Annotated in this window: 24 protein-coding genes; 5 read left to right on the top strand and 19 right to left on the bottom strand. The window is 72.3% G+C overall.

Translation table 11 applies throughout. From position 1 onward, the window contains the following. Positions 1-5: 5 nt before the first annotated feature. From lgt to hisI, 11 genes are all read right to left on the bottom strand, one after another. Positions 6-1043 (bottom strand): prolipoprotein diacylglyceryl transferase, encoded by a 1038-nt coding sequence (lgt, locus tag SCA03_RS27130; RefSeq protein ID WP_086815519.1) that lies wholly within the window; start codon positions 1041-1043, stop codon positions 6-8. A gap of 108 nt (positions 1044-1151) precedes the next feature. Beyond that, positions 1152-1892, bottom strand: coding sequence for a DsbA family protein (locus SCA03_RS27125; protein ID WP_030883717.1), 741 nt, complete (start codon positions 1890-1892; stop codon positions 1152-1154). 121 nt (positions 1893-2013) lie between these two features. Beyond that, positions 2014-2829, bottom strand: coding sequence for a tryptophan synthase subunit alpha (gene trpA, locus SCA03_RS27120; RefSeq protein WP_030883715.1), 816 nt, complete (start codon positions 2827-2829; stop codon positions 2014-2016). Beyond that, entirely contained in the window at positions 2826-4079 is a 1254-nt protein-coding gene (gene trpB / locus SCA03_RS27115) for a tryptophan synthase subunit beta (RefSeq protein WP_030883713.1), read from the bottom strand. The genes trpA and trpB overlap by 4 nt, the downstream gene beginning before the upstream one ends. A 108-nt stretch (positions 4080-4187) precedes the next feature. Beyond that, entirely contained in the window at positions 4188-4367 is a 180-nt protein-coding gene (trpM, locus tag SCA03_RS37050; protein WP_078873454.1) for a tryptophan biosynthesis modulator TrpM, read from the bottom strand. A 7-nt stretch (positions 4368-4374) separates the two neighbouring features. Continuing rightward, a complete protein-coding gene (gene trpC, locus SCA03_RS27105) occupies positions 4375-5184 on the bottom strand; it encodes an indole-3-glycerol phosphate synthase TrpC (protein ID WP_086815518.1) in 810 nt (269 codons plus the stop codon). A gap of 300 nt (positions 5185-5484) precedes the next feature. Continuing rightward, the gene (locus tag SCA03_RS27100; protein ID WP_037849953.1) at positions 5485-5898 is read right to left on the bottom strand and encodes a DUF2752 domain-containing protein; all 414 of its coding nucleotides are present in this window, start codon (positions 5896-5898) and stop codon (positions 5485-5487) included. Positions 5899-5942: 44 nt separating this feature from the next. Next, entirely contained in the window at positions 5943-6197 is a 255-nt protein-coding gene (locus SCA03_RS27095) for an HGxxPAAW family protein (RefSeq protein ID WP_037849836.1), read from the bottom strand. Positions 6198-6340: 143 nt separating this feature from the next. Then, a complete protein-coding gene (locus SCA03_RS27090; RefSeq protein ID WP_086815522.1) occupies positions 6341-7051 on the bottom strand; it encodes a TIGR02234 family membrane protein in 711 nt (236 codons plus the stop codon). Between the two features lie 71 nt (positions 7052-7122). Next, a complete protein-coding gene (locus tag SCA03_RS27085; protein WP_030887258.1) occupies positions 7123-8652 on the bottom strand; it encodes an anthranilate synthase component I in 1530 nt (509 codons plus the stop codon). Positions 8653-8864: 212 nt separating this feature from the next. Beyond that, entirely contained in the window at positions 8865-9230 is a 366-nt protein-coding gene (hisI, locus tag SCA03_RS27080) for a phosphoribosyl-AMP cyclohydrolase (protein WP_030883698.1), read from the bottom strand. Positions 9231-9367: 137 nt separating this feature from the next. Here hisI and SCA03_RS27075 point away from each other — a divergent pair, with 137 nt between their 5' ends. Then, positions 9368-10000: a TIGR03085 family metal-binding protein gene (locus tag SCA03_RS27075; protein WP_030883695.1), complete on the top strand. Its 633-nt coding sequence runs from the start codon at positions 9368-9370 to the stop codon at positions 9998-10000. Between the two features lie 22 nt (positions 10001-10022). Here the strand turns inward: SCA03_RS27075 and SCA03_RS27070 are convergent, their stop codons facing one another. Continuing rightward, positions 10023-10913 carry a LysR family transcriptional regulator gene (locus SCA03_RS27070; RefSeq protein ID WP_030883691.1) on the bottom strand — a complete coding sequence of 297 codons (891 nt, stop codon included), beginning with the start codon at positions 10911-10913 and terminating at the stop codon, positions 10023-10025. Positions 10914-11011: 98 nt separating this feature from the next. On the opposite strand from SCA03_RS27070, the gene SCA03_RS27065 reads away from it, so the two are divergent. From SCA03_RS27065 to SCA03_RS27055, 3 genes are read left to right on the top strand one after another with little or no spacing between them, the layout of a single operon-like run. Further along, positions 11012-11794: a succinate dehydrogenase cytochrome b subunit gene (locus tag SCA03_RS27065; RefSeq protein WP_078873452.1), complete on the top strand. Its 783-nt coding sequence runs from the start codon at positions 11012-11014 to the stop codon at positions 11792-11794. A gap of 1 nt (position 11795) precedes the next feature. Continuing rightward, positions 11796-13748 (top strand): fumarate reductase/succinate dehydrogenase flavoprotein subunit, encoded by a 1953-nt coding sequence (locus tag SCA03_RS27060; RefSeq protein ID WP_030883686.1) that lies wholly within the window; start codon positions 11796-11798, stop codon positions 13746-13748. 47 nt (positions 13749-13795) lie between these two features. Beyond that, positions 13796-14548 (top strand): succinate dehydrogenase/fumarate reductase iron-sulfur subunit, encoded by a 753-nt coding sequence (locus SCA03_RS27055; protein ID WP_030883685.1) that lies wholly within the window; start codon positions 13796-13798, stop codon positions 14546-14548. Here SCA03_RS27055 and SCA03_RS27050 read toward each other — a convergent pair. The 6 genes from SCA03_RS27050 to SCA03_RS27025 form a co-directional block, all read right to left on the bottom strand. Then, the gene (locus tag SCA03_RS27050) at positions 14545-14904 is read right to left on the bottom strand and encodes a DUF6463 family protein (RefSeq protein WP_030883680.1); all 360 of its coding nucleotides are present in this window, start codon (positions 14902-14904) and stop codon (positions 14545-14547) included. The two genes, SCA03_RS27055 and SCA03_RS27050, sit on opposite strands and share 4 nt — an antisense overlap. 22 nt (positions 14905-14926) lie before the next feature. Further along, entirely contained in the window at positions 14927-16957 is a 2031-nt protein-coding gene (locus tag SCA03_RS27045) for an iron ABC transporter permease (protein ID WP_086815517.1), read from the bottom strand. A gap of 118 nt (positions 16958-17075) precedes the next feature. After that, positions 17076-18053 (bottom strand): ABC transporter substrate-binding protein, encoded by a 978-nt coding sequence (locus tag SCA03_RS27040; RefSeq protein WP_086815516.1) that lies wholly within the window; start codon positions 18051-18053, stop codon positions 17076-17078. Further along, on the bottom strand, positions 18050-18910 hold the full coding sequence (locus SCA03_RS27035; RefSeq protein ID WP_030883671.1) for an ABC transporter ATP-binding protein: 861 nt from the start codon (positions 18908-18910) through the stop codon (positions 18050-18052). The genes SCA03_RS27040 and SCA03_RS27035 overlap by 4 nt, the downstream gene beginning before the upstream one ends. Positions 18911-19076: 166 nt before the next feature. Further along, positions 19077-20003: a recombinase family protein gene (locus SCA03_RS27030; protein WP_086815515.1), complete on the bottom strand. Its 927-nt coding sequence runs from the start codon at positions 20001-20003 to the stop codon at positions 19077-19079. 137 nt (positions 20004-20140) lie between these two features. Continuing rightward, positions 20141-20743 (bottom strand): TetR/AcrR family transcriptional regulator C-terminal domain-containing protein, encoded by a 603-nt coding sequence (locus SCA03_RS27025; RefSeq protein ID WP_086815514.1) that lies wholly within the window; start codon positions 20741-20743, stop codon positions 20141-20143. 72 nt (positions 20744-20815) lie between these two features. Between SCA03_RS27025 and SCA03_RS27020 the strand changes: the two genes are divergently transcribed. After that, on the top strand, positions 20816-22066 hold the full coding sequence (locus SCA03_RS27020; RefSeq protein WP_030883967.1) for an FAD-dependent monooxygenase: 1251 nt from the start codon (positions 20816-20818) through the stop codon (positions 22064-22066). A 100-nt stretch (positions 22067-22166) separates the two neighbouring features. Here SCA03_RS27020 and SCA03_RS27015 read toward each other — a convergent pair whose 3' ends face one another. Beyond that, a complete protein-coding gene (locus SCA03_RS27015) occupies positions 22167-25217 on the bottom strand; it encodes a Tn3 family transposase (RefSeq protein WP_030883970.1) in 3051 nt (1016 codons plus the stop codon). Positions 25218-25251: the final 34 nt, after the last annotated feature.

Genomic DNA, 25251 nt, shown 5'->3' with positions numbered 1-25251 from the left:
GAGGACTAGGCGGTGGAGCCGTCCACCGCCTTGCTGCCGGAGCTGCCGGAGCTGCCGGATCCGGTGGAGCTGACGGAACTGCCGGAGCTGCCGGAGCTTTCGGAGCTGTCGGGGCTGTCCGAGGGGGCAGCGGTGGCGGAGCCGTCGGAGGTTCCGGAGTCGGAGCCGGTGGAGCTGGCGGGGCCGTCGGGGCCGTCGGCGTCCTGGCCGGTCGCGGAGCGGGGCTCGACGGCCTCCTCGCGGCCCGGCCGCTTCTTCGCGGAGACGGCGATACAGGCGACGGCCGCCAGGAAGACCACGATCGCCGTCCAGTTGTTCAGCCGCATGCCGAGCACGTGGTGGGCGTCGTCCACCCGCATGTACTCGATCCAGAACCGGCCCACGGTGTAGGCGGCGACGTACAGTGCGAAGGCGCGGCCGTGGCCGAGCTTGAAGCGGCGGTCGGCCCAGATCACCAGGAGCGCCACGCCCACGCACCACAGCGACTCGTACAGGAACGTCGGGTGGTAGGTGGCCAGATCCGGGGTGTCGACCGGCCGGTGCGCCGGGTCGATCTTCAGCGCCCAGGGCAGATCCGTGGGGCGGCCGTACAGCTCCTGGTTGAACCAGTTGCCCCAGCGGCCCAGCGCCTGTGCCAGCACGATGCCGGGCGCGACGGCGTCGGCGTAGGCGGGCAGCGGGATGCCGCGGCGGCGGCAGCCGATCCAGGCGCCGAGCGCGCCGAGCGCGATCGCACCCCAGATCCCGAGACCGCCGTCCCAGATCCGGAACGCGTCGACCCAGTTGCGGCCCTCGCCGAAGTAGAGCTGGTAGTCGGTGACGACGTGGTAGAGCCGGCCGCCGACGAGGCCGAACGGCACGGCCCAGACGGCGATGTCGGCGACGGTGCCCGGCTGCCCGCCCCGGGCGACCCAGCGACGCCCGCCGAGCCAGACCGCGACGAAGACGCCGAGGATGATGCAGAGCGCATAACCGCGCAGCGGGAGCGGCCCGAGATGGATCTCGCCGGCCGACGGACTGGGAATAAAGGCAAGGGTCTCCATGGCGCCCCTGACGCTACCGTGCCCGCCCGCCGCCCCGGCAATCCGCCTGCACAACGGCTCCATAACGGCCCCGCGGGGCGGGCGGCGCGGCGGGCGACGGGCCGCCGATCAGCTCTTCGCCTCGACCTTCTTCTTCAGGTCCTCGGGCGTCAGCGGCTTCGAACGGCCGCCGTAGATGTTCTTGCCGTCCAGCAGGATGGTGGGCGTCGCCTCGTGCTGGGAGTTGCGGAAGTCCTCGTTGGAGCGCTCCACCCAGTCGTTGTGCTTCCCGCTGTTCACACACTCGCGGAAGGCCGGGCCGTCGAGCCCCTTGACCTGCTTGGCCAGCGAGATCAGCCGCTTGGTGTCGGCGTACGCGTCCTCGGTCTCCACGGGCTGACGCAGATAGAGGATGTCGTGGTACTCGGAGAACTTCCCCTCGTCGCGGGCGCAGGCCGCCGCGTTCGCCGCCTTCTTCGAACCGCTGCCGCCCATGTTGCCGTCGATGAGCGTCACCAGGTGGTACTCGGCCTTGAGCTTGCCCGCCTTCTCCAGCTCCCGGATGGTGTCGCTGAACTGGTTCTCGAACTGGCCGCACGCCGGGCAGCGGAAGTCCTCGTAGACGGTGAGCTTCGCCGGGGCGTTCGCCCGGCCGACGCTGATCGGCTTCGCCGACTGGGCGGCGTCGTCGCCCCCGCCCTGCTGGCTGGCGACCAGCGCCCCCACCCCGCTGCCGACCGCGAGGACGGCCACCACGACGGCGCCCACCCGCAGCGTCCTGCGGCGCTTCTCCGCCGCCTTGTGCCGCTCCTGCTCCGCGCGCAGGCGCTCGCGGGCGGAGCCCTTGCCTTCGCTGTTCTTCTCGCTCATCACATCCGGGGCCAACGAGGTGCCCGGAGCCCCGCGAGCCCGCCCCGTGCGGTTTTCACCCGAAAGGGGAGCCCCGGCCCGGTTCCGGGGAACCGGGCCGGGGGCTCGCACCTGCGTGCGGTCAGCTCCGGCGCACACCGGCCGCCAGGCCGGACGCCAGCTCCCGTACGCCGTCGAGGCCGGCCGCCAGATCGTCACCGGCCGCCAGCAGCCGTTTGACGAAGGCCGAGCCGACGATCACGCCGTCCGCGAACTCGGCGACCTCGGCGGCCTGTTCGGCGTTGGAGACGCCCAGGCCGACGCACACCGGAAGCCGCGTCGTGCCCCGGGTGCGCTCGACGAGATCGCGCGCCTCGCGGCCGACGGACTCGCGCGTCCCGGTGACGCCCATCAGCGAGGCCGCGTAGACGAACCCGCTGCCGGCCGCCGTGATCCGCGCCAGCCGCTCCTCCCGGCTGCTCGGCGCGACGACGAACACCGTGGCCAGGCCGTGCTGTTCGGCCGCCTTCCGCCAGCCCTCGGACTCCTCGACGGGCAGGTCCGGCAGGATGCAGCCGGCGCCGCCCGCCTCGCCCAGCTCGGCCGCGAACCGCTCGGCGCCGTACCGGTCCACCGGGTTCCAGTACGTCATGACCAGCACGGGCTTGCCGGTGGCCGCGTGCGCCTCGCGCACCGTGCGCAGGACGTCCGCGATCCGGACGCCGCCGCGCAGCGCGATGTCGTCCGCGGTCTGGATCACCGGGCCGTCCAGCACCGGGTCGCTGTGCGGCAGGCCGACCTCCACTACGTCGCACCCGGACTCCAGCAGCGCCGTGCAGGCGGCGATGCCGCCGTCGACGGTGGGGAACCCGGCGGGCAGATAGCCCACCAGTGCCGCCCGGTTCTCCGCCTTCGCCGCGGCGAGGGTGGACTCCAACAGCTCGATGTTGCCGCTCACTTGGCCTCCCCGCCCTCGTTGCCGCCGTTGTCGTAGAGCCCGAAGTAGCGCGCCGCTGTGTCCATGTCCTTGTCGCCGCGCCCGGAGAGGTTCACCAGCACCAGCCCGTCCGGACCCAGCTCCTTGCCCAGGTCCAGCGCGCCGGCCAGGGCGTGGGCGCTCTCGATGGCCGGGATGATGCCCTCGGTCTCGGACAGCAGCCGCAGCGCCTGCATGGCCTCGTCGTCGGTCACGGGCCGGTACTCGCCGCGGCCGGAGTCCTTCAGATAGGCGTGCTCGGGGCCGATGCCCGGGTAGTCGAGCCCGGCGGAGATCGAGTAGGGCTCGGTGATCTGGCCCTCGTCGTCCTGGAGGACGTAGCTGCGCGAGCCGTGCAGGATGCCGGGCTCGCCCGCGGTGAGGGTGGCGGCGTGCTCGCCGGAGCCGACGCCGTGCCCGGCCGCCTCCAGCCCGACCAGCCGTACGCCCTCGTCGGGGACGAACGCGTGGAACAGCCCGATGGCGTTGGAGCCGCCGCCCACACAGGCCGCGACGGCGTCCGGCAGCCGGCCGGCCCGCTCCAGGATCTGCCGTCGCGCCTCCACCCCGATGACACGGTGGAAGTCCCGTACGAGCTGCGGGAACGGGTGCGGGCCCGCGACCGTGCCGAACAGGTAGTGGGTGCGGTCGACGTTGGCGACCCAGTCCCGGAACGCCTCGTTGATCGCGTCCTTGAGGGTGCGGCTGCCGGAGGCCACCGGGACGACCTCGGCGCCCAGCATCCGCATCCGGGCCACGTTCAGCGCCTGCCGCTGGGTGTCGATCTCGCCCATGTAGATGGTGCATTCGAGGCCGAACAGGGCACAGGCGGTGGCGGTGGCCACCCCGTGCTGGCCGGCTCCGGTCTCGGCGATGACACGGGTCTTGCCCATGCGCTTGGTGAGCAGCGCCTGGCCCAGCACATTGTTGATCTTGTGCGAGCCGGTGTGGTTGAGGTCCTCGCGCTTGAGGTAGATCCGGGCGCCCCCGCCGTGCCGGGCGAACCGCGGCACCTCGGTGAGCGGGCTCGGCCGGCCCGTGTAGTGCACGAGGAGGTCGTCGAGTTCGGCCGCGAAGGCCGGGTCCGCCTTGGCCTTCTCGTACTCGGCGGCCACCTCGTCGACGGCGGCCACCAGCGCCTCGGGGATGAACTTGCCGCCGAAGGCGCCGAAGTACCCGGCCGCGCTCGGCGTCCGGCCCTCGGCGTCGGGGATGAAGTAGTCGGAAGTCATGCCGACACAGCTCCTGTCGGATGAGGAGTGATGGATGGACGGTGCGCACAGCCGTACCGCCGCGCCCGGCGCCCGCCCGCGGGCGGCGTCAGGGAGCGGCGGCCGGTGTCAGCGCCATCGACGTCCGCGGATCACACCCGGCTCGCATCCGATGTGGTACCTCACCTGCCGGCCGCGCACCCGGCGCGCGGGCGCGCGGCACCCGCGGGGGCGGCACCCGCGCGCCAGGCCCGCGTGCCGGGAGACCCGGAACGGGCGGGGCGGGTGCGTCGGGCGCGGATGAGGCACGGGGCCGTCAGCTCCTGCCGTGCCGCAGCGCCGGGTGCGCCCCGGCGGCGACGAGATCGGCCACGGCGGTCTTCGGGTCCTTGCCGGTGACCAGCGATTCCCCGACGAGCACGGCGTCCGCGCCCTCGTTGGCGTAGGCGATCAGATCGTGCGGCCCGCGCACGCCCGACTCGGCGACCTTGACGATGTGGTCGGGGATCTCGGGTGCGATCCGGGTGAAGTTGCCGCGGTCGACCTCCAGGGTCTTCAGGTTCCGGGCGTTCACCCCGATGATCTTCGCTCCGGCAGCGACGGCCCGCTCCGTCTCCTCCTCGTCGTGCACCTCGACGAGCGGCGTGAGGCCGATGGACTCGGCGCGCTCGATGAGGGAGACCAGCGCCTCCTGCTCCAGGGCCGCGACGATCAGCAGGACCACGTCGGCGCCGTGCGCCCTGGCCTCCCACAGCTGGTAGGAGGAGAACATGAAGTCCTTGCGCAGCACCGGGATGTCGACCCGGGCGCGCACCGCCTCCAGGTCCTCCAGGGAGCCGGCGAAGCGGCGGCGCTCGGTGAGGACGGAGATGACGGAGGCGCCGCCCGCCTCGTAGTCGGTCGCGAGCCCGGCCGGATCGGCGATGGCGGCCAGCGCGCCCTTGGACGGGCTGGAGCGCTTGACCTCGCAGATAACCCGGACGTCGTCGCCCTTCAGCGCGGCCAGGCCGTCCTTGGCCTGCGGAGCCCGGGCGGCGCGCTCCTTGAGTTCGTCGAGGCTGACGCGCGCCTGCCGCTCGGCGAGGTCCTCACGCACGCCTTCGATGATCTCGTCGAGCACACTCACCGAGCGGCCCCCTTCTTGGCTGGGTGCGGACCTCCGCGCGCGGCGGTGCGGAGGATGGTCAGGCACTGCGATGGTATCCGCCACAGGACGGAGGTCTCGCATCCGGTTGACCGAACGTCCACATAGCGGGACGAAGCAACGCTGTGCGGCCGCACCCTCACAAGCGGGACATCCCCGCCGGGCCGGTTCCTCGCCGCGAGCAGGCCGGTTCCACCCCGCGGACAGGCCCGGCTCTCCCCCGCGAGCAGGACGGGTTCTGCCTCGCGGACAGGCCCGGCTCACCCCCGCGGACAGACCCCGTCACGGGGCGAGCGCGGACCCGAACGGGGTGTTCCGCAGCAGCGTGAAGGCCGCCAGGGCCGCGGCCGCCGCCCACAGGACCGCGGTGCGGGGCCCCGGCCGGGCGAGCAGGCGCATCGGCGGAGCGTAGGGGCGCCCGCGCGCGGTGAGCACCACCCAGTGCAACCAGAAGCCGGCGAAGGCGAGGAAGAAGAGCACGGCGGCGGCGTTGGCGCCCAGCGCCGGACCGAGGTCACCGTGCGCGAGGGCGTGCGCGCTGCGCAGGCCGCCGCAGGCCGGGCAGTACACGCCCAGGAAGGTCCACACGGGGCAGGCGGGGTAGCGGCCCGGCTCGCCGGGGTCGACGGCGGCCACATACACGAAGGCCGCGCCCGCACCCGCGAGGGTGGCCAGGGGCGCGGCCAGACGCGGCACCGCACGGCTGAGGCGGTGCCGCACACCGGCGTACGGCCGGTCGGTCAGTGGCTTTCCTTGGCGAAGGAGTTGCGGTGCGCCTCCAGCTGGGCCGCGTTCATGCCCTTCGTCTTCGACTGTCCCATGCCCATGACGTGCATGATGCCGCCGACGATCGCGCCCACCGCCAGCAGCACGAGACCCGCGATCACACCGACAGGCTCGGCCCGCACCATGAACAGCGAACCGACGCAGAAACCGATGAAGGCGATGATCACGCCGGTCCACGCGGCCGGGGTGTGTCCGTGGCTGTGCGCCATGAATGCTCCTAGGTGTCCCAACGAGGTGAACGAGGCGGGCCGGAACCCACCTGCCCCATTGTCCCCCTCGCACCTCACAGGGCCCGCACGGGGTCCGCCGTACGTGCGGGCCGGGCCGCTCCCCGGCGTGCGGGTACGGGCGCTCAGGCCGTTCCGGTGGTCGGATCCTCGCCGCGGTCCAGTGCCTTCCACAGGTCCTCGGGGCGGTCCGGGTCGATGCGCTGCTGACGGGCGGCCCGCTGCCGCAGCGGGGTGCGCTCGTAGCGTGCGCTGCCCGACATCGACGGCCAGACACGCGCGTACCGCAGGGCCAGCACCCCGGCCAGCACCAGCAGCAGGCCACCGGCGGCCGACAGATACGGCCAGGCGGTCACGTCGACGGTCCCGATGCCGCTGTCCGCGAGGCCGCTCGTCTTCGCGGCCTCCTCGGTGAGGGCCGCGGTGTCCCGCGAACCGGCCAGCGCCGAGGTGACGACCCCGGCGCCGCAGAGCGTCAGCAGCCCCGCCACGACGAGCCGTCCCGCGCGCCGTACGGCGAAGACGGCGACCAGCGCGGCCAGGCCGACCAGGGCCAGCGCGCTGGGCAGGCCCGTCACGTCGCCGCCCGAGGCGTGCACCGGGACGGTGCCCTGGGCGAAGGAGGCCGTGGACTCGCTCCACGTCTGCCCCGAGGCGATCAGCGCGAGCGCGGCGCCGACGGCTCCGCCCAGCAGCGCGACGGCCAGGGCGCGGTACGCGCCGCGACGGCCGGGCCGGGAAGCCGCGGCCGGACGCGCACCGGCGCTCTCCTGCTCGGGCTGCTCCGGCTGCTCCGGCTGCTCCGAGGGCGCGGACGTCTCCTGTGACGCGGACATCTCCGAGGACGCGGACCGGCCGGCCTGCGCGGCCTCGTCACCGTCCGCTTCGGGAGCGGGGGTTCGGGAAGTCACTCCACCACGCTACCCCTGAGCCGTTCAGCCGTTCGGACCGCCCTCAGCACGGCCGCGGCCTTGTTGGCGCACTCGGTGTCCTCGGCCGCGGGCTCGGAATCGGCGACGACTCCCGCGCCCGCCTGGACATACGCGGTGCCGTCGCGCAGCAGCGCGGTGCGGATCGCGATGGCCGTGTCGGCGTCGCCCGCGAAGTCGAGATATCCGACACATCCGCCGTAGACCCCGCGCCGGGTGGGCTCCAGCTCCTCGATGATCTGGAGCGCGCGCGGCTTGGGCGCGCCGGAGAGGGTGCCGGCCGGGAAGCAGGCGGTGAGCGCGTCGAAGGCGGTCCGGCCCGGCGCGAGCCGCCCGGTGACCGTCGAGACGAGATGCATGACGTGGCTGTAGCGCTCGACGGACATGAAGTCGACGACCTCGACGCTGCCCGGCTCGCACACCCGGCCGAGGTCGTTGCGGCCCAGGTCGACGAGCATCAGATGCTCGGCCCGCTCCTTGGGGTCGGCCAGCAGTTCCTCGGCGAGCGCGCTGTCCTCGCGCGGGTCGGCGCCGCGCGGGCGGGTGCCGGCGATGGGATGCATCATCGCCCGGCCGTCCTCGACCTTCACCAGCGCCTCCGGGCTGGAGCCGACGATGTCGTAGCCGTCCAGCCGCAGCAGGTACATGTACGGGCTCGGGTTGGTGGTGCGCAGCACGCGGTAGACGTCCAGGGCGCTCGCCGCGCACCGGGTCTCGAACCGCTGCGAGGGCACCACCTGGAACGCCTCGCCCGCCCTGATGCGCTCCTTGATGTCCTCCACCCAGCCCCGGTAGGTGTCGCCGCCGGAGCGCGCGGTGAACTCCGGCAGGGCCGAGGCGGGCAGCACGGCGGGGGCGACGGGTGCGGGGCGGGCGAGGTCGGCGGCCATCGCGTCGAGCCGGCGCACGGCGTCGGCGTACGCCTCGTCGACGCCGGTCTCCAGGTCGTTGTGGTTGATGGCGTTGGCGATCAGCAGGACGGTGCCGTCGCGGTGGTCGAGGACGGCGAGGTCGGAGGTGAGCAGCATGGTCATCTCCGGCAGGCCCAGATCGTCGGTGGGCGCCTCGCCCGCGCCGGCGCCGACGGCCTTCTCCAGCCGGTGGACGATGTCGTAGGCGAGGAAGCCGACCATGCCGCCGGTGAAGGGCGGCAGATCGCCGTCCTCGTGCAGATCGCGGGGCGTGTGCAGGGCCTCGACGGTGGCGCGCAGCGCGGCCAGCGGATCGCCGTCGCGGGGGACGCCGACGGGCGGGGAGCCCAGCCAGTGCGCCCGGCCGTCCTGGACGGTCAGCGTGGCGGCGCTGCGCACCCCGATGAAGGAGTACCGCGACCAGGTCCGGTTGTTCTCCGCCGACTCCAGCAGAAAGGTGCCGGGGCGCTCACCGGCCAGCTTGCGGTAGAGGGCGACGGGGGTGTCGCCGTCGGCGAGCAGTCGCCGGGTGACGGGGATGACCCGGCGGTCCTTGGCGAGCGTACGGAAGGTCGGCAGATCGGGCGCGCACGTCATGGCCCGTCAGCCTACTTCTTGGCGGGTGCGCCCCGGGCTGCTTCTTGTGACTTCGTGCTGCTTGTACTGCTTCGTGCGCTCCATACCGCTTCGACGTGCTGCTTCGACGTACCGCTTCGACGTACCGCTTCGACGCGGTTCTGTGGACGTGCTGCGGGGCGCCCCCGTGGACAGGGCCCGCGGACGGGGCCCGCGGACGGTGCGGCCGCGGGTCAGGACGCGGTGGGGCCGAGCGGCAGGACGTCGGCGTCGAAGCAGGTGCGGGCGCCGGTGTGGCAGGCGGCGCCGACCTGGTCGACCCGCACGAGGACGGTGTCCGCGTCGCAGTCCAGCGCCACGGACCTGACCCACTGCACATGGCCCGAGGTGTCGCCCTTGACCCAGTACTCACCGCGGCTGCGGCTCCAGTACGTGGCCCGCCCGGAGGTGAGGGTGCGGTGCAGCGCCTCGTCGTCCATCCAGCCGAGCATCAGCACCTCGCCGGTGTCGTACTGCTGGGCGATGGCGGGGACGAGGCCGTCGGGGCTGCGCTTGAGGCGGGCGGCGACGGCGGGGTCGAGGGAGCTCTCCTGGGACATGCGTCCATTGTCCCGCAGGTCGCCGCGCAGCCGTCACCTCCCGCGTCGCCCTCCCGCCGGCGGATACGCCCTGACGTGCGGGGAACACGCAGCGCGACCACTCGGGCACGGTGGCGCCGCAGGTCTACGCTGACCGCATGTCGACCCATGCCAAGCGGGAACGCCTGCTGCTCGCCGACCTGTTGGAGTCCTCCGGACCCGATGCCCCCACCCTGTGCGAGGGATGGAGGACCCGGGATCTGGCCGCGCACGTGGTGGTGCGCGAGCGGCGCGGGGACGCCGCGGGCGGGCTGCTGCTCAAGCCGCTCGCCGCCCGACTGGAGCGCGTCCAGGGCGAGTTCGCCGCCAAGCCGTACGAGGAACTGCTCCAGCTCATCCGCACCGGCCCGCCCCGGATGTCGCCGTTCGCGCTCAAGCAGGTGGACGAGGCGGCCAACACCGTGGAGTTCTTCATCCACACCGAGGACGTACGGCGTGCCCAGCCGGACTGGACGCCGCGCGAACTGGACGCCGTCTTCGAGGACGCGCTGTGGCGGCGGCTGGAGTCCGGCGCCCGGCTCTACGGCCGCAGGTCGCCCGTCGGTCTGGTGCTGCGCCGGCCCAACGGGCAGACGGCGGTGGCCCGCAAGGGCACGCCCGTGGTGACCGTCACCGGTTCGCCGTCGGAGCTGCTGCTGTTCGTCTCCGGACGGCAGGACTCCGCCCGGGTCGAGCCGGACGGCGACAAGGAGGCCGTCGCGCGGGTGCACGAGGCCCGGCTGGGGCTGTGACCACCGCGCCCGGCCCGGCCGTTCAGCCGTCGCGGGCGAGCCGTTCGGTGAGGATGCGCTGGAGTTCGCGGGCCGCGCGGGGCGGCGAGACGTCGCCCCGGTGCGCGACGGAGATGGTGCGGTGCAGGCCGGGCGCGGCGAACCGGGTGGTGCGCAGGCCGGACCGGTCGGCCACCATGCTCGGCACGACGGCGAGCCCCAACCCCGCCCTCACGAAGGCCAGTACGGCGTCCATCTCGCCGCCCTCGACGCCGAAGACGGGCTCGAAACCGGCCTCGCGGCAGGCGGCGACGGTGAACTCCCGCAGGTCGTAGCCGCGTCGGAACATCGCCAGGGGGCGCTCGCGCAGATCGTCGACGCGGATCCGGCCGCCGCGCACCGGCGCGGGCTCCTCCGGCGGCGAGACGAGGACCAGCTCCTCGCGCAGCAGCTCGACGGTGGTCAGCGCCGGGCGCTGGCCGGCGAGCGGGGTGATGATCAGCGCGAGGTCCAGCTCGCCGGCGGCCAGCACCCGCACCAGGTCCTGGGAGCCGTCCTCGTGCACCACCAGGTCCACACCGGGATAGCGGTCGTGGAAGGCGCGCAGCACATCCGGGACGATGCTCGCGCACAGGCTGGGCGGCGCCCCGAGCCGGACCCGGCCGCGGCGCAGCTGGGCGACCTCCTGGACCTCGCGGCGTGCGGTCTCGGTGTCGGCCAGCACCCTGCGGGCGAGCGGCAGCAGCGCGGCGCCGGCGTCGGTCAGCGAGATGTGCCCGCGGGCCCGGTGGAAGAGTTCGGCGCCCAACTCCCGCTCCAGCGCCCGGATCTGCTGGGAGAGCGAGGGCTGGGCGACGTGCTCGCGCTGGGCGGCGCGGGTGAAGTGGCGGGTCTCGGCGACGGCCGCGAAGTAGCGAAGCTGCTGGAGCTGCATGGTGTCCCAGGATAGACAGCGTTGATAGCCGCAGGCTATCGGGTACAGCTCCTTCATGTCTTGGACTGATGCTCCGGGGCTCCTTACCGTCGACAACCATGGCGACGGCGGCGACGAACACCAGCACCCGGAGCGCACCCGCGGCACCACCGGCCCGCACCCCGCGGCCACCCGGGCCCTCCCGGCCTCCCCGGCCCCGCGGCCGGTCCCGCGGGGGCTTCCTGCGCACCCTGTGGTCCTCGACGATCGGCAAGAAGACCGTCATGGCGGTCAGCGGGCTGGTCATGCTCGGCTATCTGGTCGCGCACATGCTCGGCAACCTCAAGGTCTTCTTCGGGCCGGACGAGATGAACGGCTACGCGCACTGGCTGCGCACCATCGGCGGTCCCGTCCTGCACCACGAGTGGTTCCTGTGGATCGTGCGTGTGGTCCTGCTGGCGGCCGTCGTCCTGCACGGGGTGAGCGCCTACCAGCTCAGCAGGCGCGGCATCGCGGCCCGTCCGGTCAAGTACCGGCGGCGCAGGACGGATTACGCGACGCGCACCATGCGCTGGGGCGGGGTGATCATCGCGCTCTTCGTCGTCTGGCACCTGCTCGATCTGACGACCGGCACGGTCAATCCGCGCGGCCAGGCGGGCCACCCGTACGAGAACATCGTCGCCGGTTTCGGCACCTGGTACGCGTGCGTCATCTACATCGTCGCGATGCTCGCCGTCGGCCTGCACATCCGGCACGGCTTCTGGGCGGCGGCCCAGACCCTCGGGGTGACCAGGCCGGGCGCCGCGCGCCTGCTCAAGGCCACGGCCGACGTGCTCGCCGCGGTGCTGACCGCCGGCTTCCTCGCAGTCCCGATCGGCGTCATGACGGGAGTCGTGAACTGAGATGAGCACCCCCTACGAGAGCTGGACGACGGGCGAGCCACTCGTCGACACGAAGGCACCCGACGGGCCGATCGCCGAGCGGTGGAAGCGGCGGCGGTTCGAGATGAAGCTGGTCAACCCGGCCAACCGGCGCAAGCACACCGTCATCGTCGTCGGCACCGGGCTGGCCGGCGGCTCGGCCGGGGCGACGCTGGCCGAGGCCGGCTACCGCGTCGTCCAGTTCTGCTACCAGGACTCGCCGCGCCGGGCGCACTCGGTGGCCGCGCAGGGCGGGATCAACGCGGCGAAGAACTACCGCAACGACGGCGACTCCGTGCAGCGGCTGTTCTACGACACCGTCAAGGGCGGTGACTTCCGCTCCCGCGAGTCCAATGTGCACCGGCTCGCCGAGGTCTCCGTGGAGATCATCGACCAGTGCGTCGCGCAGGGCGTGCCGTTCGCGCGGGAGTACGGGGGGCTGCTGGACACCCGGTCGTTCGGCGGCGTGCAGGTCTCCCGGACGTTCTACGCGCGCGGCCAGACCGGCCAGCAACTGCTGCTCGGGGCCTACCAGGCGCTCTCCCGGCAGATCGCGGCCGGCACCGTCGAGATGCATCCGCGCACCGAGATGCTCGATCTGCTCGTCATCGACGGCCGCGCCCGCGGAATCGTCGCCCGGGACCTGCTGACCGGGCGGATCGACACCTACTTCGCCGACGCCGTCGTCCTGGCCACCGGCGGCTACGGCAACGCCTTCTATCTGTCGACCAACGCCAAGAACTCCAACGCGACGGCCGTCTGGCGGGCCCACCGCAGGGGCGCCCACTTCGCCAACCCGTGCTTCACCCAGATCCATCCCACCTGCATCCCGCGCTCCGGCGACCACCAGTCGAAGCTGACGCTGATGAGCGAGTCGCTGCGCAACGACGGCCGGATCTGGGTGCCGAAGAAGGCCGGCGACCACCGCCCGCCGCAGGACATCCCCGAGGACGAGCGCGACTACTACCTGGAGCGGCTCTACCCCTCGTTCGGCAACCTCGTCCCCCGCGACATCGCCTCCCGCGCCGCCAAGAACGTGTGCGACGAAGGGCGCGGCGTCGGCCCCGGCGGGCAGGGCGTCTACCTCGACTTCGCCGACGCGCTCGCCCGGATGGGCCGCGCCGCCGTCGAGGAGAAGTACGGCAACCTCTTCGAGATGTACGCGCGGATCACCGCCGAGGACCCCTACGAGCGTCCCATGCGGATCTATCCCGCGATCCACTACACGATGGGCGGCCTGTGGGTCGACTACGACCTCCAGACCACCGTTCCCGGCCTCTTCGCCATCGGCGAGGCCAACTTCTCCGACCACGGGGCCAACCGGCTCGGCGCCTCCGCGCTGATGCAGGGCCTCGCCGACGGCTACTTCGTGCTGCCCGCCACCCTCGGCGACTACCTCGCCCGGCATCCGCACACGGACACGCCCACGGCGGACCATCCGGCCGTCCACGAGGCGGTGTCCGCCGTCACGGAACGGCTGTACGCGCTGCTGTCCAACCAGGGCGACCGCACCCCCGACTCCTTCCACCGGGAGCTGGGCGAACTGCTGTGGGACGAGTGCGGGATGTCTCGTACCGAGGCCGGGCTGCGCAAGGCGCTGGAGCGGGTGCCGCAGCTGCGCGCCGAGTTCTGGGAGCGGGTGCGGGTGCCCGGCTCGGGCGAGACCCTCAACCAGTCGCTGGAGAAGGCCAACCGCGTCGCCGACCACCTCGAACTGGCCGAACTCATGTGCCTGGACGCGCTGCACCGCACCGAGTCCTGCGGCGGCCACTTCCGCGAGGAGTCCCGCACCGAGCAGGGCGAGGCCGCCCGCAAGGACGAGGAGTTCTCCTACGTCGCCGCCTGGGAGTTCACCGGCACCGGCCGGCCGCCCGTGCTCCACAGGGAACATCTCGACTTCGCCCACGTCCACCCCACCCAGCGGAGCTACACATGAGCGTCCCCGCCACCGACGACACCGCGCACGGCCGGACCGGCCGGGGCATGCGGCTGACCCTGCGCATCTGGCGCCAGCCGGACGCCGGTTCACCCGGCGGCATGCACACCTACGAGGTCGAGGACATCTCCCCCGACATGTCGTTCCTGGAGATGCTCGACACCCTCAACGAGGCGCTGATCCTGCGCGGCGAGGAGCCGGTCGCCTTCGACCACGACTGCCGCGAGGGCATCTGCGGGGCCTGCGGCATGGTCATCAACGGCCAGGCGCACGGCCCGGAACGCACCACCACCTGCCAGCTGCACATGCGGCACTTCGCGGACGGCGACACCATCGACATCGAGCCGTGGCGCGCCGCGGCCTTCCCCGTCGTACGGGACCTGGTCGTCGACCGCTCCGCCTTCGACCGCGTCATCGGCGCCGGCGGCTACATCACCGTGCCCACCGGCAGCGCGCCGGAGGCACACGCCACCCCGGTGCCCAAGCCGGACGCCGACGCCGCGTTCACCCACGCCGAGTGCATCGGCTGCGGCGCCTGTGTGGCCGCCTGCCCCAACGGCTCGGCCATGCTGTTCACCTCGGCCAAGGTCAACCATCTGAACGTGCTGCCGCAGGGCGCACCGGAGCGGGAGACCCGGGTGCTGGACATGGTCGACCGGATGGACGAGGAGGGCTTCGGCGGCTGCACCCTGACCGGCGCCTGCGCCACCGCCTGTCCCAAGGGCATCCCGATGCCGTCGATCGCCGCGATGAACCGCGAATACCTCCGCGCGGCCCGCCGAACAGGCAACCGGAGCTAGAGCTTTCTCCCCCGGCGTACGGCCGCGCCGCCGATGGCGAGGAGGGCCCAGAAGCCGCCGCGCGGCATCATGGCGGAGCCCACAGCACCGACGCCGAGCAGGGTCGCGCCGGCGGTGCGCTGCGCGGCGCCGTCCCCGTGTTCCTCGGCGGAACGCAGCAGCCGGCCGCCGAGGAAGATCGCGGTACCGGCCGCGGTGAACCAGAACGCGGTGGCACGGTCGCCCCGTTCGGGCACGGTCGCGAGCACCTTGTCGCGGCCCATTCCCGCGTACACGTCCCGGTACAGCACGGCCCCGAGTGCCGTGTGCACCACGCCGGTTGTCTGAAGCCACCATCCGGGCGTACGTCGCAGCATGCCGCGATCCTAGGCCGTGTCCTCAGCGTCGGCTCCGGACGAGGAGGTGGAGGAAGTAGGGCGTGCCGACGACGGCCGTCATCAGGCCCGCGCCGAGCTGTGCCGGGGCGATGACCGTACGGCCGAGCAGATCGGCGAGGCACACCAGGGTGGCGCCCAGGAGCATCGCCACGGGCAGGCTGCGCACATGCCGCCGGCCCACCAGCGCCCGGGCGGCGTGCGGCGCCACGAGCCCCACGAAGCCGATCGTGCCGGCGGCGGCCACGGCGGTGGCGCTGAGCAGCACGCTCAGCACGAGGAAGCCGAATCGCCCGCTGCCGAGCCGCAGTCCGAGCAGCCGGGGTGTGTCCTCGTCGAGCGAGACGAGGTCGAGCGCGCCGCGCCGCGCGAGGGCGACGGCGGTGCCGGCCACGAGGACGACGGCGAGCGGCAGCACCTCGTCCGCCGTCCGCCCGTAGGTCGAGCCGGACAGCCAGGTGAGCGCCTTCGTCGCGTTGAACGGGTCGGTGAGGACGATGAGCAGGCTGATGAGCGCGCTGGTCCCGGCCGACACGCCGACGCCGACGAGGACGAGCCGGTTCTGCCGGAATCCGCCGCGTGCGGCGAGGCCGAAGACGAGCACGGCGGTGGCCGAGGCGCCGGCGAACGCGGCACCGGAGACGCCCCACGCGCCGGCGGCCGGCACCGCGGTGACGACCAGCACGGCGCCGAGCGCGGCACCGCCGGAGACACCGAGGATGCCGGGCTCCGCGAGGGGGTTGCGGGTGACGGCCTGCACCAGGGTGCCGGCCAGGGCGAGCGCCGCCCCGGCGAGAAGCGCGGCGAGCACCCGCGGCACCCGGGTGTCGAGCACGAAGGAGGTGGCCCGACCGGCCCGTCCCTGCGCCCAGTTGGCGACGTCGCCGAGCAGCAGCTTGGTGTCGCCCAGGAGCACGGCGGCGAGCGCCACTCCGACGACCACGGCCGTCAGGACGACCACGGTGACCACGACCGCGGTCCGGCCCCGCACCCGCAGCCGGTCGGGCGCCGAGGCGCCGCCGCCGTCCCGGATGCGCAGGGCCATCACGACGAGGAACCCGGCACCGACGACGCTGGTGACGACGCCCGTGGGCACGGCGACGGCGGACTCGGCGGAGACGGCGGCCCGCAGCAGCACATCCGAGCCGAGCACCAGCGCGGCCCCGGCCAGCCCGGCCACGGGGATGGTCAGCCGCGCCCGGGCGAAGGCCCGGTTCCGGCCCGCGAGCGGGCGCACCAGCGCCGGGGCGCACAGCCCGACGAAGCCGATCGGCCCGGCGAGCGTCACGGCGGCGGCGGAGAGCAGCGCGGCCAGTGCGACGACCGTGAGCCTCGTCCGGCGGACGGGGACGCCGAGTCCGCGTGCGGCGTCGTCGCCCAGTCCGAGCACGTCGATACGGCGGGCGACGAGCACCAGCCCGACGAGCCCGAGGAGCGCGACCGGTGCCATCTGCGCCACACCGCCCGCGCCGTTCTGCCCGATGGAGCCCTGGCCCCACTGGTAGAGGCCCTCGGTCCGTTCCGGGAAGAGCAGCAGCAGGCCGTCGGTCACCGAGCGGACGCCGAGCGCGAGCGCGCTGCCGGCCAGCACGAGCCGGACGGTCCCGGTGCCGGGGCCGGAGAGCCCGAGCACGGCGGCTGCCGCGGCGAGCGCTCCGACGAACGCGACGCCGGAGGAGGCCAGGAAGGGCAGCGACACCCCGGTGGCGGAGACCAGCGCGAGCATCAGATACGAGCCGGCGTTCACGGCGAGGGTGTCCGGTGTGGCGAGCACGTTGCGGCTCACGGCCTGCAACGCCGCACCGGCGGCGCCGAGTCCGACGCCGACGAGGACGCCGGCGGCGATCCGTGGCAGACGCGAGGCGAGCACGACGGAGGAGTCGCCCTGCCGGGCCTGCCCGGTGAGCGCCTCCCACACCTCGCGCGTCCCGACGGCGGCGGTGCCCTGCGTCAGATCGACGACGGCGAGGACGGCGACGAGCAGCACGAGCGCGCCCGTCACGACGGCCGCGCCGGCCCAGGCCGGCCGGGACACCCGGCTCTCCCGGGGATCTTCCGGTGCCCGGTGCTCCCCCGGCCCCGGGGCGGGGGCCGGGGGAGCACCGGTGCCGGAGGAGCGCCGGGCCGAGGGGGTTGCGGTGCCGGGCACGGCGCTACTTCTTCAGCGCGTCGACGAGGGCGTCGGCGTAGGCCCCCATCGAGGCCGGGCCGCCGAACATCCAGATGCCGTCGGGCAGTCGGTGCACATCGCCGGACTCGACGAACGGCAGCGACTTCCAGGTGGCGTTGTCGGCCAGCTCCTTCTTGAACGGGTCGCGGCCGCCCTCGTCACCGCCGATGTAGGCGAACCGGACGTCGTCCCCCAGCTCCGTCAGCCCCTCCACATCGGTGGTGGCCAGCCCGTAGTTCTTGTCGCCCTTGGCCTTCCAGGCGTTCTTCAGGCCGAGTTCCTCGTTGACGGCCCCGACCAGCGAGCCCTTGGTGTAGGGGCGGATGGAGACCTGATTGGAGGCCACGTAGCCGTCGGCGAAGGCGACCTTCGAACCGTCGAGCCCGGCGTCCTCGATCTTCTTCCGGTCCGCGGCGATCTTCGCGTCGAACGCCTTCTTCGCGGCTGCCGCCTGCTTCTCCCGGCCGGTGGCCTCGGCCATGAGGTCGAGGTTCTTCTTCATCCGGCCGAGCTGGTCGGAGGCGTCGGCCGAGCGGACCACCAGCACCGGCGCGATCTTCCGCAGCTGCTTGACCGCCGAGGCCGGCAGATCATTGGTGGCGACGACGAGGTCGGGCGCGATCGAGGCGACCGCGTCCATGCTCGGCTCGCCGCGGGTGCCGATGTCCTTGGGGCTGTTGCGCAGCGGGGCGGCCGTGTTCCACGTCTTGTAGCCCTTGACGTCGGCGACCCCGGCGGGGTCGACGCCCAGCGAGACGAGGCTCTCGACCACGTTCCACTCGGTGGCGACGACCTTCTTCGCGGGCTTGTCGAGGGTCACCTTCGCGCCGCCGGCGCCGGTGAGCGAGATCCGGTCCGCCGAGCCGTCCGAGCTGTCGGAGGCGGGTTCGGTGGTGCCGCAGCCGGCCAGCAGGAGGGCCGCCGCCGCGGCGGCGGACACGGTGATCGTCAGGCGTCTCATGGGGTGGTGCCGAGCCTTTCGCTTCGCAAGTGGTGACGGCCTATCGCACGGGTGCGCAGTTGGCCGGTCAGGGGATCGGTGTCGACCTCGATCCGGATGCCGTAGGCATCGGTCAGGCGCTCCGGTGTCAGCACTTCGGCGGGGGCGCCGTCGGCGACGATCCGCCCCGCCTGGATCAGCGCGATCCGGTCGGCGACGGCCGCCGCCTGGTCCAGGTCGTGCAGGACGACGCCCACCGCGATGGCGTGGTCGTCGGCCAGATCGCGGACGAGGTCCAGGAGTTCGACCTGGTAGCGCAGGTCGAGATAGGTCGTCGGCTCGTCGAGCAGGAGCACTCCGGTCTCCTGGGCGAGGCAGCCGGCGAGCCAGACGCGCTGGAGCTGCCCGCCCGAGAGGTGTTCGGCTCCCCGCCCGGCCAGCTCGTGGACGCCGGTCATCCGCAGGGCGCGGTCCACGGCGGCGGCGCCGTCCGGGTCCTGTCCGCCGAAGCGGCCCCGGTAGGGGTAGCGGCCGAACTCGACGAGGTCGCGCACGGTGAGTCCGCCGGGTGTGGGCCGTCCCTGGGTGAGCAGGGCGACGTGGCGGGCGAACTCCCGTGCGGTGAGGGCGAGACCGTCGGTCGCGGAGTCGAGGGTGAGCGTGCCGCGCCGGGCCCGCTGGAGCCGTGCCAGCGTGCGCAGGAGGGTCGACTTCCCGCTGCCGTTGGGGCCGACGAGCGCGGTGATGTCGCCGGGCCGGAGCGTGAGGGCGGCATCGTGCACGACATCGACGCCGTCGTAGGCCACCGTCACGCCTTCGGCCGCCAGCTGCTGCCCGCGCGCACGCGCGCTCCCGGCCGGGCCTTCACCAAGCTTCATGCCGCTTAGATTAGCCTAGCCTTACCTTCCCTGGAACATGAGCCTCCGCATACTTCGGCAGCCCGCGCCGGGCCCGGCCCCCGCACCGGTGAACGGCCTTGTGGACAGGGGGACTTGGCCCTTGGGGAGCATCCGAACGGAAAATAGCGGTAGCCGCTGACCTTGATCATGGTCCGGTCAGGATGAGGGCACTGACCCGGTTCTCGTACTCGCGGCGGGCCTTGCGTTGGGCCGGAACCGCAGGGGCGCCCTGGACGCCGTCGAGCGGCTGGCAGCGGGCGAGGAGCCCTCGGTGCACGGCGGGGACGGCGGTGACGCGCAGGGTGTAGCCCTGACCGCGCCGTACGGTCGCCCCTTGGCCGAGCGCGGCGCGCTCGGCGGGCTCCAGCTCGGTGGTGCGGAGGAAGTCGGCGACCTTGCCCGGCATGTCGAGGGTGACCGGCAGCTCCGGGGCGGGGACTTGCTCCTCGATGGCGGTGTGGTCGGGCAGGAGGCCCGCGACGGCGGTGCGGATCGCGCCGCGGCTGACGCCGTGATCGCGCGCGAGGGCGGCGATGGAGCGGCCCTGCAGGTACGAGGAGCGTACGGTTTCGGTCTTCGCGGCCGCCACGGCGGGGCGGCGTCCGCCCTTGCTGCCCTTGGCCTCGGCGGCGCGCAGTCCGTCGCAGGTCAGCTCGCGTTGGAGGTCGCGTTGGAGTTCGCCGGCGGCGGCGAGGGTCTGCACCATGAACTTCACTGTGGACAGCAGTTCGCCGGTGCGCGGGTGGCGGGCGGTGAGGTCCATGGCGGAGAACGCGCCGTCGTGGATGCGCAGCGCGAGGCGGTCGCGGTGGAGGACGTCGAGCACGTCAAGGATGTGGCCGGTGCCGCGTACTAGGCGGAACATCTCGGAGATGTGCACGGTGTCGCCCGGCCGCGCGTAGGTGAGCAGCTCGCCGAACTTCGGGCGCTGGAGGGGGTGAAGGCGGCTGGAGGTGCCGCCGTCCTCCTCGGAGACGACCGGGTCCTCGATCTCGGCCTCCTCCAGGACGAGGTTCTGGCGGGCGGTGGACTGCTGGTCGGTCGAGACGCGCTTGTAGACCAGGTTCGCCACCGAGGGGCCCTTCCGTACGGAGGATCGGACCCTACCTGTCGTCAAACCCTGTCAGCAATCTCTATCGGATCTGATTGGATTGCGCCGCCGCGAACCCCTGATTGCTCGGGTTCATTGGACGCGTCGGCTCCCTGTCGTCAAACGATCGTTTGACGACAGGTGGAGGCGGCCCGCATCGCGGTGCGGTGCACCAGGCCGTCCAGGATGAGGGTCAGGCCGGCCTCGAACGCCGACTCGTGGTCGATCGCAGGCATGTCCACCTGCGGAACCGAGCCGTCGCCGGAGCCGGCGTCCGCCTGCTCCTCCAGGACACTGCCGACCGTGAAACGGCTGGCGGCCAGCATCGCCATCTGCGCATCCCGCTCAGGCACTCCGGAGGCGACCAGGAATTCCATCTTGCGGCGGATCCGGTCGAGGTCGCCGACGGGGGTGCTGCCCGCGTGGAGGCGTGCGCCGTCCCGGCGCATCAGCAGGGTGCGCCGGAAGCTTCGCGTGTTGTCCAGGAACCAGTCACGCCAGTCGTCGTCGGGTGTCGGCAGCGCCACGGCCGCATGCGGTGCCATGGCTGCCTCCGCCATGGCGGCGAAGAGGTCCTTCTTGGTGCGGAAGTACCAGTAGAGCGAGGGCTGTTCGACGCCCAGTCGCTTCGCCAGCCGCCGCGTACTGACCGTGTCCAGCCCGACCTCGTCGAGCAGGTCGAGCGCTTCGGAGACGACGATCTCGCGGTTCACCTTGGTCATGTTGACAAATCTATCACTGATAGATGACTCTGGAGAGGAATCATTCACTGATAGATTTTTGGGGTGATGGGCATGGTCGACGGATCGGGAGCGCGCCCCCTGCGGGTCCTTGTCGCCGGCGGCGGGATAACAGGGCAGGCGCTGGGCTTCTGGCTCACGCGCGGCGGACACAGGGTAACGATCGTCGAACGCTTCCCGGCGCTGCGGGCCACCGGGGCGCAGGTCGACCTCCGGGGGCAGGGCATCGAGGCCGTCGAGCGGATGGGGCTTTTGGACTCCGTCCGCGGCAAGCTGGTGGACGAGGCAGGTGTCGCCTTCGTCGACGCGCGCGGCAGGGCCAAGGCGACGATCATGGCCAACACCTCAGGCCGTGGCCGGCAGAGCCTCACGTCCGAGTACGAGATCATGCGCGGTGACCTGGTACGCATCCTGCACGACGCGTCGAAGGACGACACCGAGTACGTCTTCGGCGTGAGCGTGGACGGCTTCGAGCAAGACGAACAGAAGGTCGTCGCGCACTTCTCCGACGGGTCCTCCGGCGAGTTCGATCTCCTGGTCGGCGCGGACGGGCAGGGATCGCGCATCCGGCAGGCGATCCTCCCGGAGGGCTTCGACCCGTACTGGCGGGTCGGCATCCACATGGCCTACTGGTTCGTCCCGCGCATCGCGTCCGACAGCAACATCCGGGACACCTACATGGTCCCGGGCGGCCGTCAGATCATGCGCCGCAGCCACAACCCGACCGAGACCCAGGTGTACTTCGTCATGCGGGAGGAGTCCGAGGAGGCCTCGGCCATCCACCGGGAACCCGTCGAGCGCCAGCAGGAGTTCTGGGCGAGCAGGTTCCGCGACGCGGGCTGGCAGACGGAACGCTTCATCGACGGCATGCGGACGAGCCCCTTCTTCTACTCCCAAGAGATAGTCCAGGTCCGAACCGACACCTGGTCCAAGGGCCGCGTGGTCCTCGCCGGCGACGCCGCCCACTGCGCTTCCCCGTACAGCGGCATGGGCATCTCCGGCGGCCTGGTGGGCGCCTACGTCCTGGCCGGCGAGATCAACCGGCACCCGGGCGACGTGCCGACCGCACTGGCGAACTACGACAGCGTGCTGCGGCCCTTCGTCGACGAGATCCAGGGCGAAGTGAATCCGCGTCTCCTGCGCCTGGGCATGCCGATGACCCAGCGTGCGATCGACGCCTTCCAGGCCGCCACCGCACTGGCCTGCTTCCTGCACGTTCCCGATCTCGCCGCGCGCTTTTCGGCGGAGGACCGCGGTGGCAGCTGGCAGCTCCCCGAGAACCCGGCGCCGATCAGCACCGCCTGAAAGCGGCCGGACATCGGGGGCCGATGGCCGTCGCGAGTAGCACGGCAAGCACGAAGGCGCTGGCCCGCACAGTGATCAGCGTCCTGTCGGCTCTTGACACTCAATTCTGCCCGCAGTCGTCATCATCTTCGTCCGTGCGCGGGTCGCGTAGCTGTCGCAGCCCCGGCGCAGCAGGTCGGGTGAAGGCGTAGCGGCCGAGGAAGTTGATGTGGTCGTACTGGAGTGGGGAGAGCCGGGCGAGCAGTTCGTCGGTGACGGGGAAGCCGTCGGCGGCCAGCTGCTTGACGGCGGCGTCGATGTAGAGGCTGTTGAACAGGACCACCGCGTTCAGTGCCAGGCCCAGGGCGCCGAGCTGGTCCTCCATGCCCTCGCGGTAGTGCTGGCGCAGTTCGCCGCGCTGGCCGAAGAAGATCTTCCGGGCGAGGCGGTGGCGGGCCTCGGCGACGTTGAGCTGGGCGCCGATCATGCGCCGGTATCCCTCGTCAGAGACGAACTGGAGCAGGTGCAGGGTCTTGAAGATCCGTCCGTAGTGGGCGAACGCGTCGCCGAGCCCGGTGGGCTTGCCGTCGCGGGAGAGCATGCGGATGAGGTCGTGTCCGCGGATCTCGCCCAGGGTCAGGGAGCCTGCCACGCGGAGCATGTCGCCCCAGTGGGCGCGTATCCGGTCCAGGCGGATGGTGTGGTTGGAGACCGGCTGGAGCGGCCCGTAGTCGGCCGCGGTGTTCGTCCGCCACAGCCGGGCGTCGGAGATGTCGGCGATCCTCGGCGAGAACTGGTAGCCACAGATGGCGAACAGGCCGAAGACGATGTCGGAGTACGACGCGGTGTCGGTGATGACGGTCTCCGGCTTCGGGCCGCCGTCGCGGGCGTGGATGGCGTCCAGGATGAACAGCGAGTCGCGCAGCGTGCCCGGCACGACCACCCCGCCCAGCCCCATCACCTGGTCGTTCACCACATTCAGCCAGGTGGCGCCCTTGTGCCGCAGACCGAAATACCGGGGGTTCGAACCCGCGTACAGGGTCTGGACGGGCACGGTGAAGCGGACCCCGTCGGCGGAGGCGACCAGGCCGCCACCCCACGCCCTCACGACGTCGATCTTTGCCTGGGCCTCGATGAACAGGCCGTTCGCCACCGAGATGTTCTCCGCCCGGAAGTAGCCCTGATCGACTTGGACCAGACGGCCCCGGCTGAGCGCCGGGACGTCCGGCTTGATGACCGGGGTGAACCCGACGTTGCACGCTTCCGTCAGCAGGACGGCGCACAGACTGGTGGTGAAGCCTTCCATGTGAGAGTCGGCGCCGGAGATGTGCGTGAAGGCGTCCGCCATCCCGGTCAGCTCGGCGACCTCCAGCAGCAGCTCGGGGAAGTCGACCTTCGGCAGCATGCCGTTGACCAGCTGCCGGAACGGCGGCATGAGCTTGGGCTCCTCCGCTCTGCCGAGCTTGCCCAGCTTCAGCTTCCCGCCCACGACCTCCAGCGCCGTGTTGCCCGGAAGCCCGGTGGCGACCTGGACGTACGCGGCGTGCAGAGCGGAGGCGAGTTCGGCGAGGTGTCCGGCCGGCTCGCTCTCCAGGCCGAGCGCGGTGAGCACCTTCGGCGCGGCGGCCGTCCACTTTTCCCCGGCCAGCAGCTTGGCGCGGGGGTCGCCCCAGCGGTCGCCGTCCTTGGCGAACACGTCCCGCCGGCGCAGGGAGCGGTGCAGATGCTCCAGGACGCAGAACGAGTATGCGGCCTTGTCGACCAGGCCGTGCGGCAGGTTGGGGTTGGCGAACACCAGCCGCCGCCACGAGCCCGTCACCAGATGGGAGGCGACCTCTTCGGCGCCGACCTTCTTGCGGCCGATCAGATCCGGGAGCTGCTTGAGGGCCTGAACGACGGGCGTCCCGGCTTCGACGGCGCCGAAGTCGATGACCTCGACCAGGAGGCGGATGAAGCCACGCACCGTGCCGTAGCGGGCGACCAGCTCGGCCCGCCATTCCGCGTCGTCGTCCCCGTCGCTTTCCGGGACCACCGAGGCGATCGTGGCGAGCGCCTCGGCCAGCTGCTCGCGCGGCACGACCTGCTCGATTGCGGACCACGCGTCGACCACGGAGACGAGCTCGCCGGTGTCGGTTGCGGGCGGCGTCGTCATCAGCACGTCGACTGCTGCGGCGACCTTCTTCGCGGCCTTGCGCAACTGCGGCAGGGCCTTGAGCTTGGCGTCGTTGCCCATCCGCTCGGCCTTCGCCAGCAGCTTGGTGGCCATCAGCGCATGCAGCAGATCGAGCGCGTCATCCACCGTCGCGGTCTCCAGGTGCCGAACGGTCGCCAGCAGCGTCGCGGTCTGCCGCGTAACCTCCAGCCGCTTCAGCGTTGGCGCCTTCGAGGTCAGCCCGTACCGGGCCAGCCCGGTCATCCGCGCGGCCGGAACCCGTCCGGCATCCACCGCGCCGGCCCCCAGGCCCCGCACCTCGCGGGCGCGGTCCAGGGCCAGTTCCATAGCCTTGCCCGACACCCGCATCGGGCCCAGCCGCAGCCGCTCCAGCTCCGACACCCGCTTCTTCTCCGGCACCTCCAGCAGCCGGACCATCTCGGTCCGCAGCTCGTACGGCACCACCTCGTACAGCGCGGCGTGCAGCCGGTCGTTCTCCTCCTGACGGAGCGCGGCCACCATCCGGGCCAGCGACGTCACACCCGGCAGCAGCACCCGGTTGTTCACCAGCCACACCACCGCCCGGTCGAACAGGGCCCGCGGCCCCTCAAGCGACGACCACACCCGCGCCGCCAGAAACTCCCGCAGCTCCGCCTCCCCGGCCGCGAAGTCCCGGTAGCCGTAGGTGTCGCGGATCTCCCACGCGTGTTCGTAGACCGTCTGCGCGCGCGTCCCGTACTCGGCGAATTGCTCGTCGTCCAGACCGAGCTGCTCGGCGACGAACCGCACCACGGAGGCCGGTACCGCCGTGGGGTCCTCGGTCAGGAAGGTGCCGAGCATCCGCACCGTGCCCCACTGCACCGCCCACCCCAACCTCGTAGCCGAACGGCGCTTCGCCCGAGCGAGCTCCAGGGCCCTGGTGTCCAGGCGGAAGAACTGTTCCAGCTCTCCGGGTGAGGGTTCCGTGGCGAACCGGCCGTAGCGGGCCTCTTGCTCAGCAGACAGGTATTCAACAGGCATGGCCAGGAACGTAGAGCCCGCTGAGCAGGCAAAA

The organism is Streptomyces cacaoi, assembly GCF_006539165.1.
GTDB classification, from domain to species: Bacteria; Actinomycetota; Actinomycetes; order Streptomycetales; family Streptomycetaceae; genus Streptomyces; species Streptomyces cacaoi.
Note: the sequence above shows the minus strand (reverse complement) of the source record. Positions and strands in the feature narration are given on the sequence as shown.

Bases quoted from the DNA above. Each gene is read 5' to 3' on its own strand.
- SCA03_RS27125 (WP_030883717.1), bottom strand. From the start codon at position 1,892: ATGAGCGAGAAGAACAGCGAAGGCAAGGGCTCCGCCCGCGAGCGCCTG.
- SCA03_RS27070 (WP_030883691.1), bottom strand. From the start codon at position 10,913: ATGCAGCTCCAGCAGCTTCGCTACTTCGCGGCCGTCGCCGAGACCCGC.
- SCA03_RS27095 (WP_037849836.1), bottom strand. From the start codon at position 6,197: ATGGCGCACAGCCACGGACACACCCCGGCCGCGTGGACCGGCGTGATC.
- SCA03_RS27055 (WP_030883685.1), top strand. From the start codon at position 13,796: ATGCGGCTGACCCTGCGCATCTGGCGCCAGCCGGACGCCGGTTCACCC.
- SCA03_RS27050 (WP_030883680.1), bottom strand. From the start codon at position 14,904: ATGCTGCGACGTACGCCCGGATGGTGGCTTCAGACAACCGGCGTGGTG.
- SCA03_RS27035 (WP_030883671.1), bottom strand. From the start codon at position 18,910: ATGAAGCTTGGTGAAGGCCCGGCCGGGAGCGCGCGTGCGCGCGGGCAG.
- SCA03_RS27020 (WP_030883967.1), top strand. From the start codon at position 20,816: ATGGTCGACGGATCGGGAGCGCGCCCCCTGCGGGTCCTTGTCGCCGGC.
- SCA03_RS27040 (WP_086815516.1), bottom strand. From the start codon at position 18,053: ATGAGACGCCTGACGATCACCGTGTCCGCCGCCGCGGCGGCGGCCCTC.
- hisI (WP_030883698.1), bottom strand. From the start codon at position 9,230: ATGTCCCAGGAGAGCTCCCTCGACCCCGCCGTCGCCGCCCGCCTCAAG.
- SCA03_RS27065 (WP_078873452.1), top strand. From the start codon at position 11,012: ATGGCGACGGCGGCGACGAACACCAGCACCCGGAGCGCACCCGCGGCA.
- SCA03_RS27075 (WP_030883695.1), top strand. From the start codon at position 9,368: ATGTCGACCCATGCCAAGCGGGAACGCCTGCTGCTCGCCGACCTGTTG.
- SCA03_RS27060 (WP_030883686.1), top strand. From the start codon at position 11,796: ATGAGCACCCCCTACGAGAGCTGGACGACGGGCGAGCCACTCGTCGAC.
- SCA03_RS27090 (WP_086815522.1), bottom strand. From the start codon at position 7,051: ATGTCCGCGTCACAGGAGACGTCCGCGCCCTCGGAGCAGCCGGAGCAG.
- SCA03_RS27015 (WP_030883970.1), bottom strand. From the start codon at position 25,217: ATGCCTGTTGAATACCTGTCTGCTGAGCAAGAGGCCCGCTACGGCCGG.
- trpB (WP_030883713.1), bottom strand. From the start codon at position 4,079: ATGACTTCCGACTACTTCATCCCCGACGCCGAGGGCCGGACGCCGAGC.
- SCA03_RS27025 (WP_086815514.1), bottom strand. From the start codon at position 20,743: ATGACCAAGGTGAACCGCGAGATCGTCGTCTCCGAAGCGCTCGACCTG.
- SCA03_RS27085 (WP_030887258.1), bottom strand. From the start codon at position 8,652: ATGACGTGCGCGCCCGATCTGCCGACCTTCCGTACGCTCGCCAAGGAC.
- lgt (WP_086815519.1), bottom strand. From the start codon at position 1,043: ATGGAGACCCTTGCCTTTATTCCCAGTCCGTCGGCCGGCGAGATCCAT.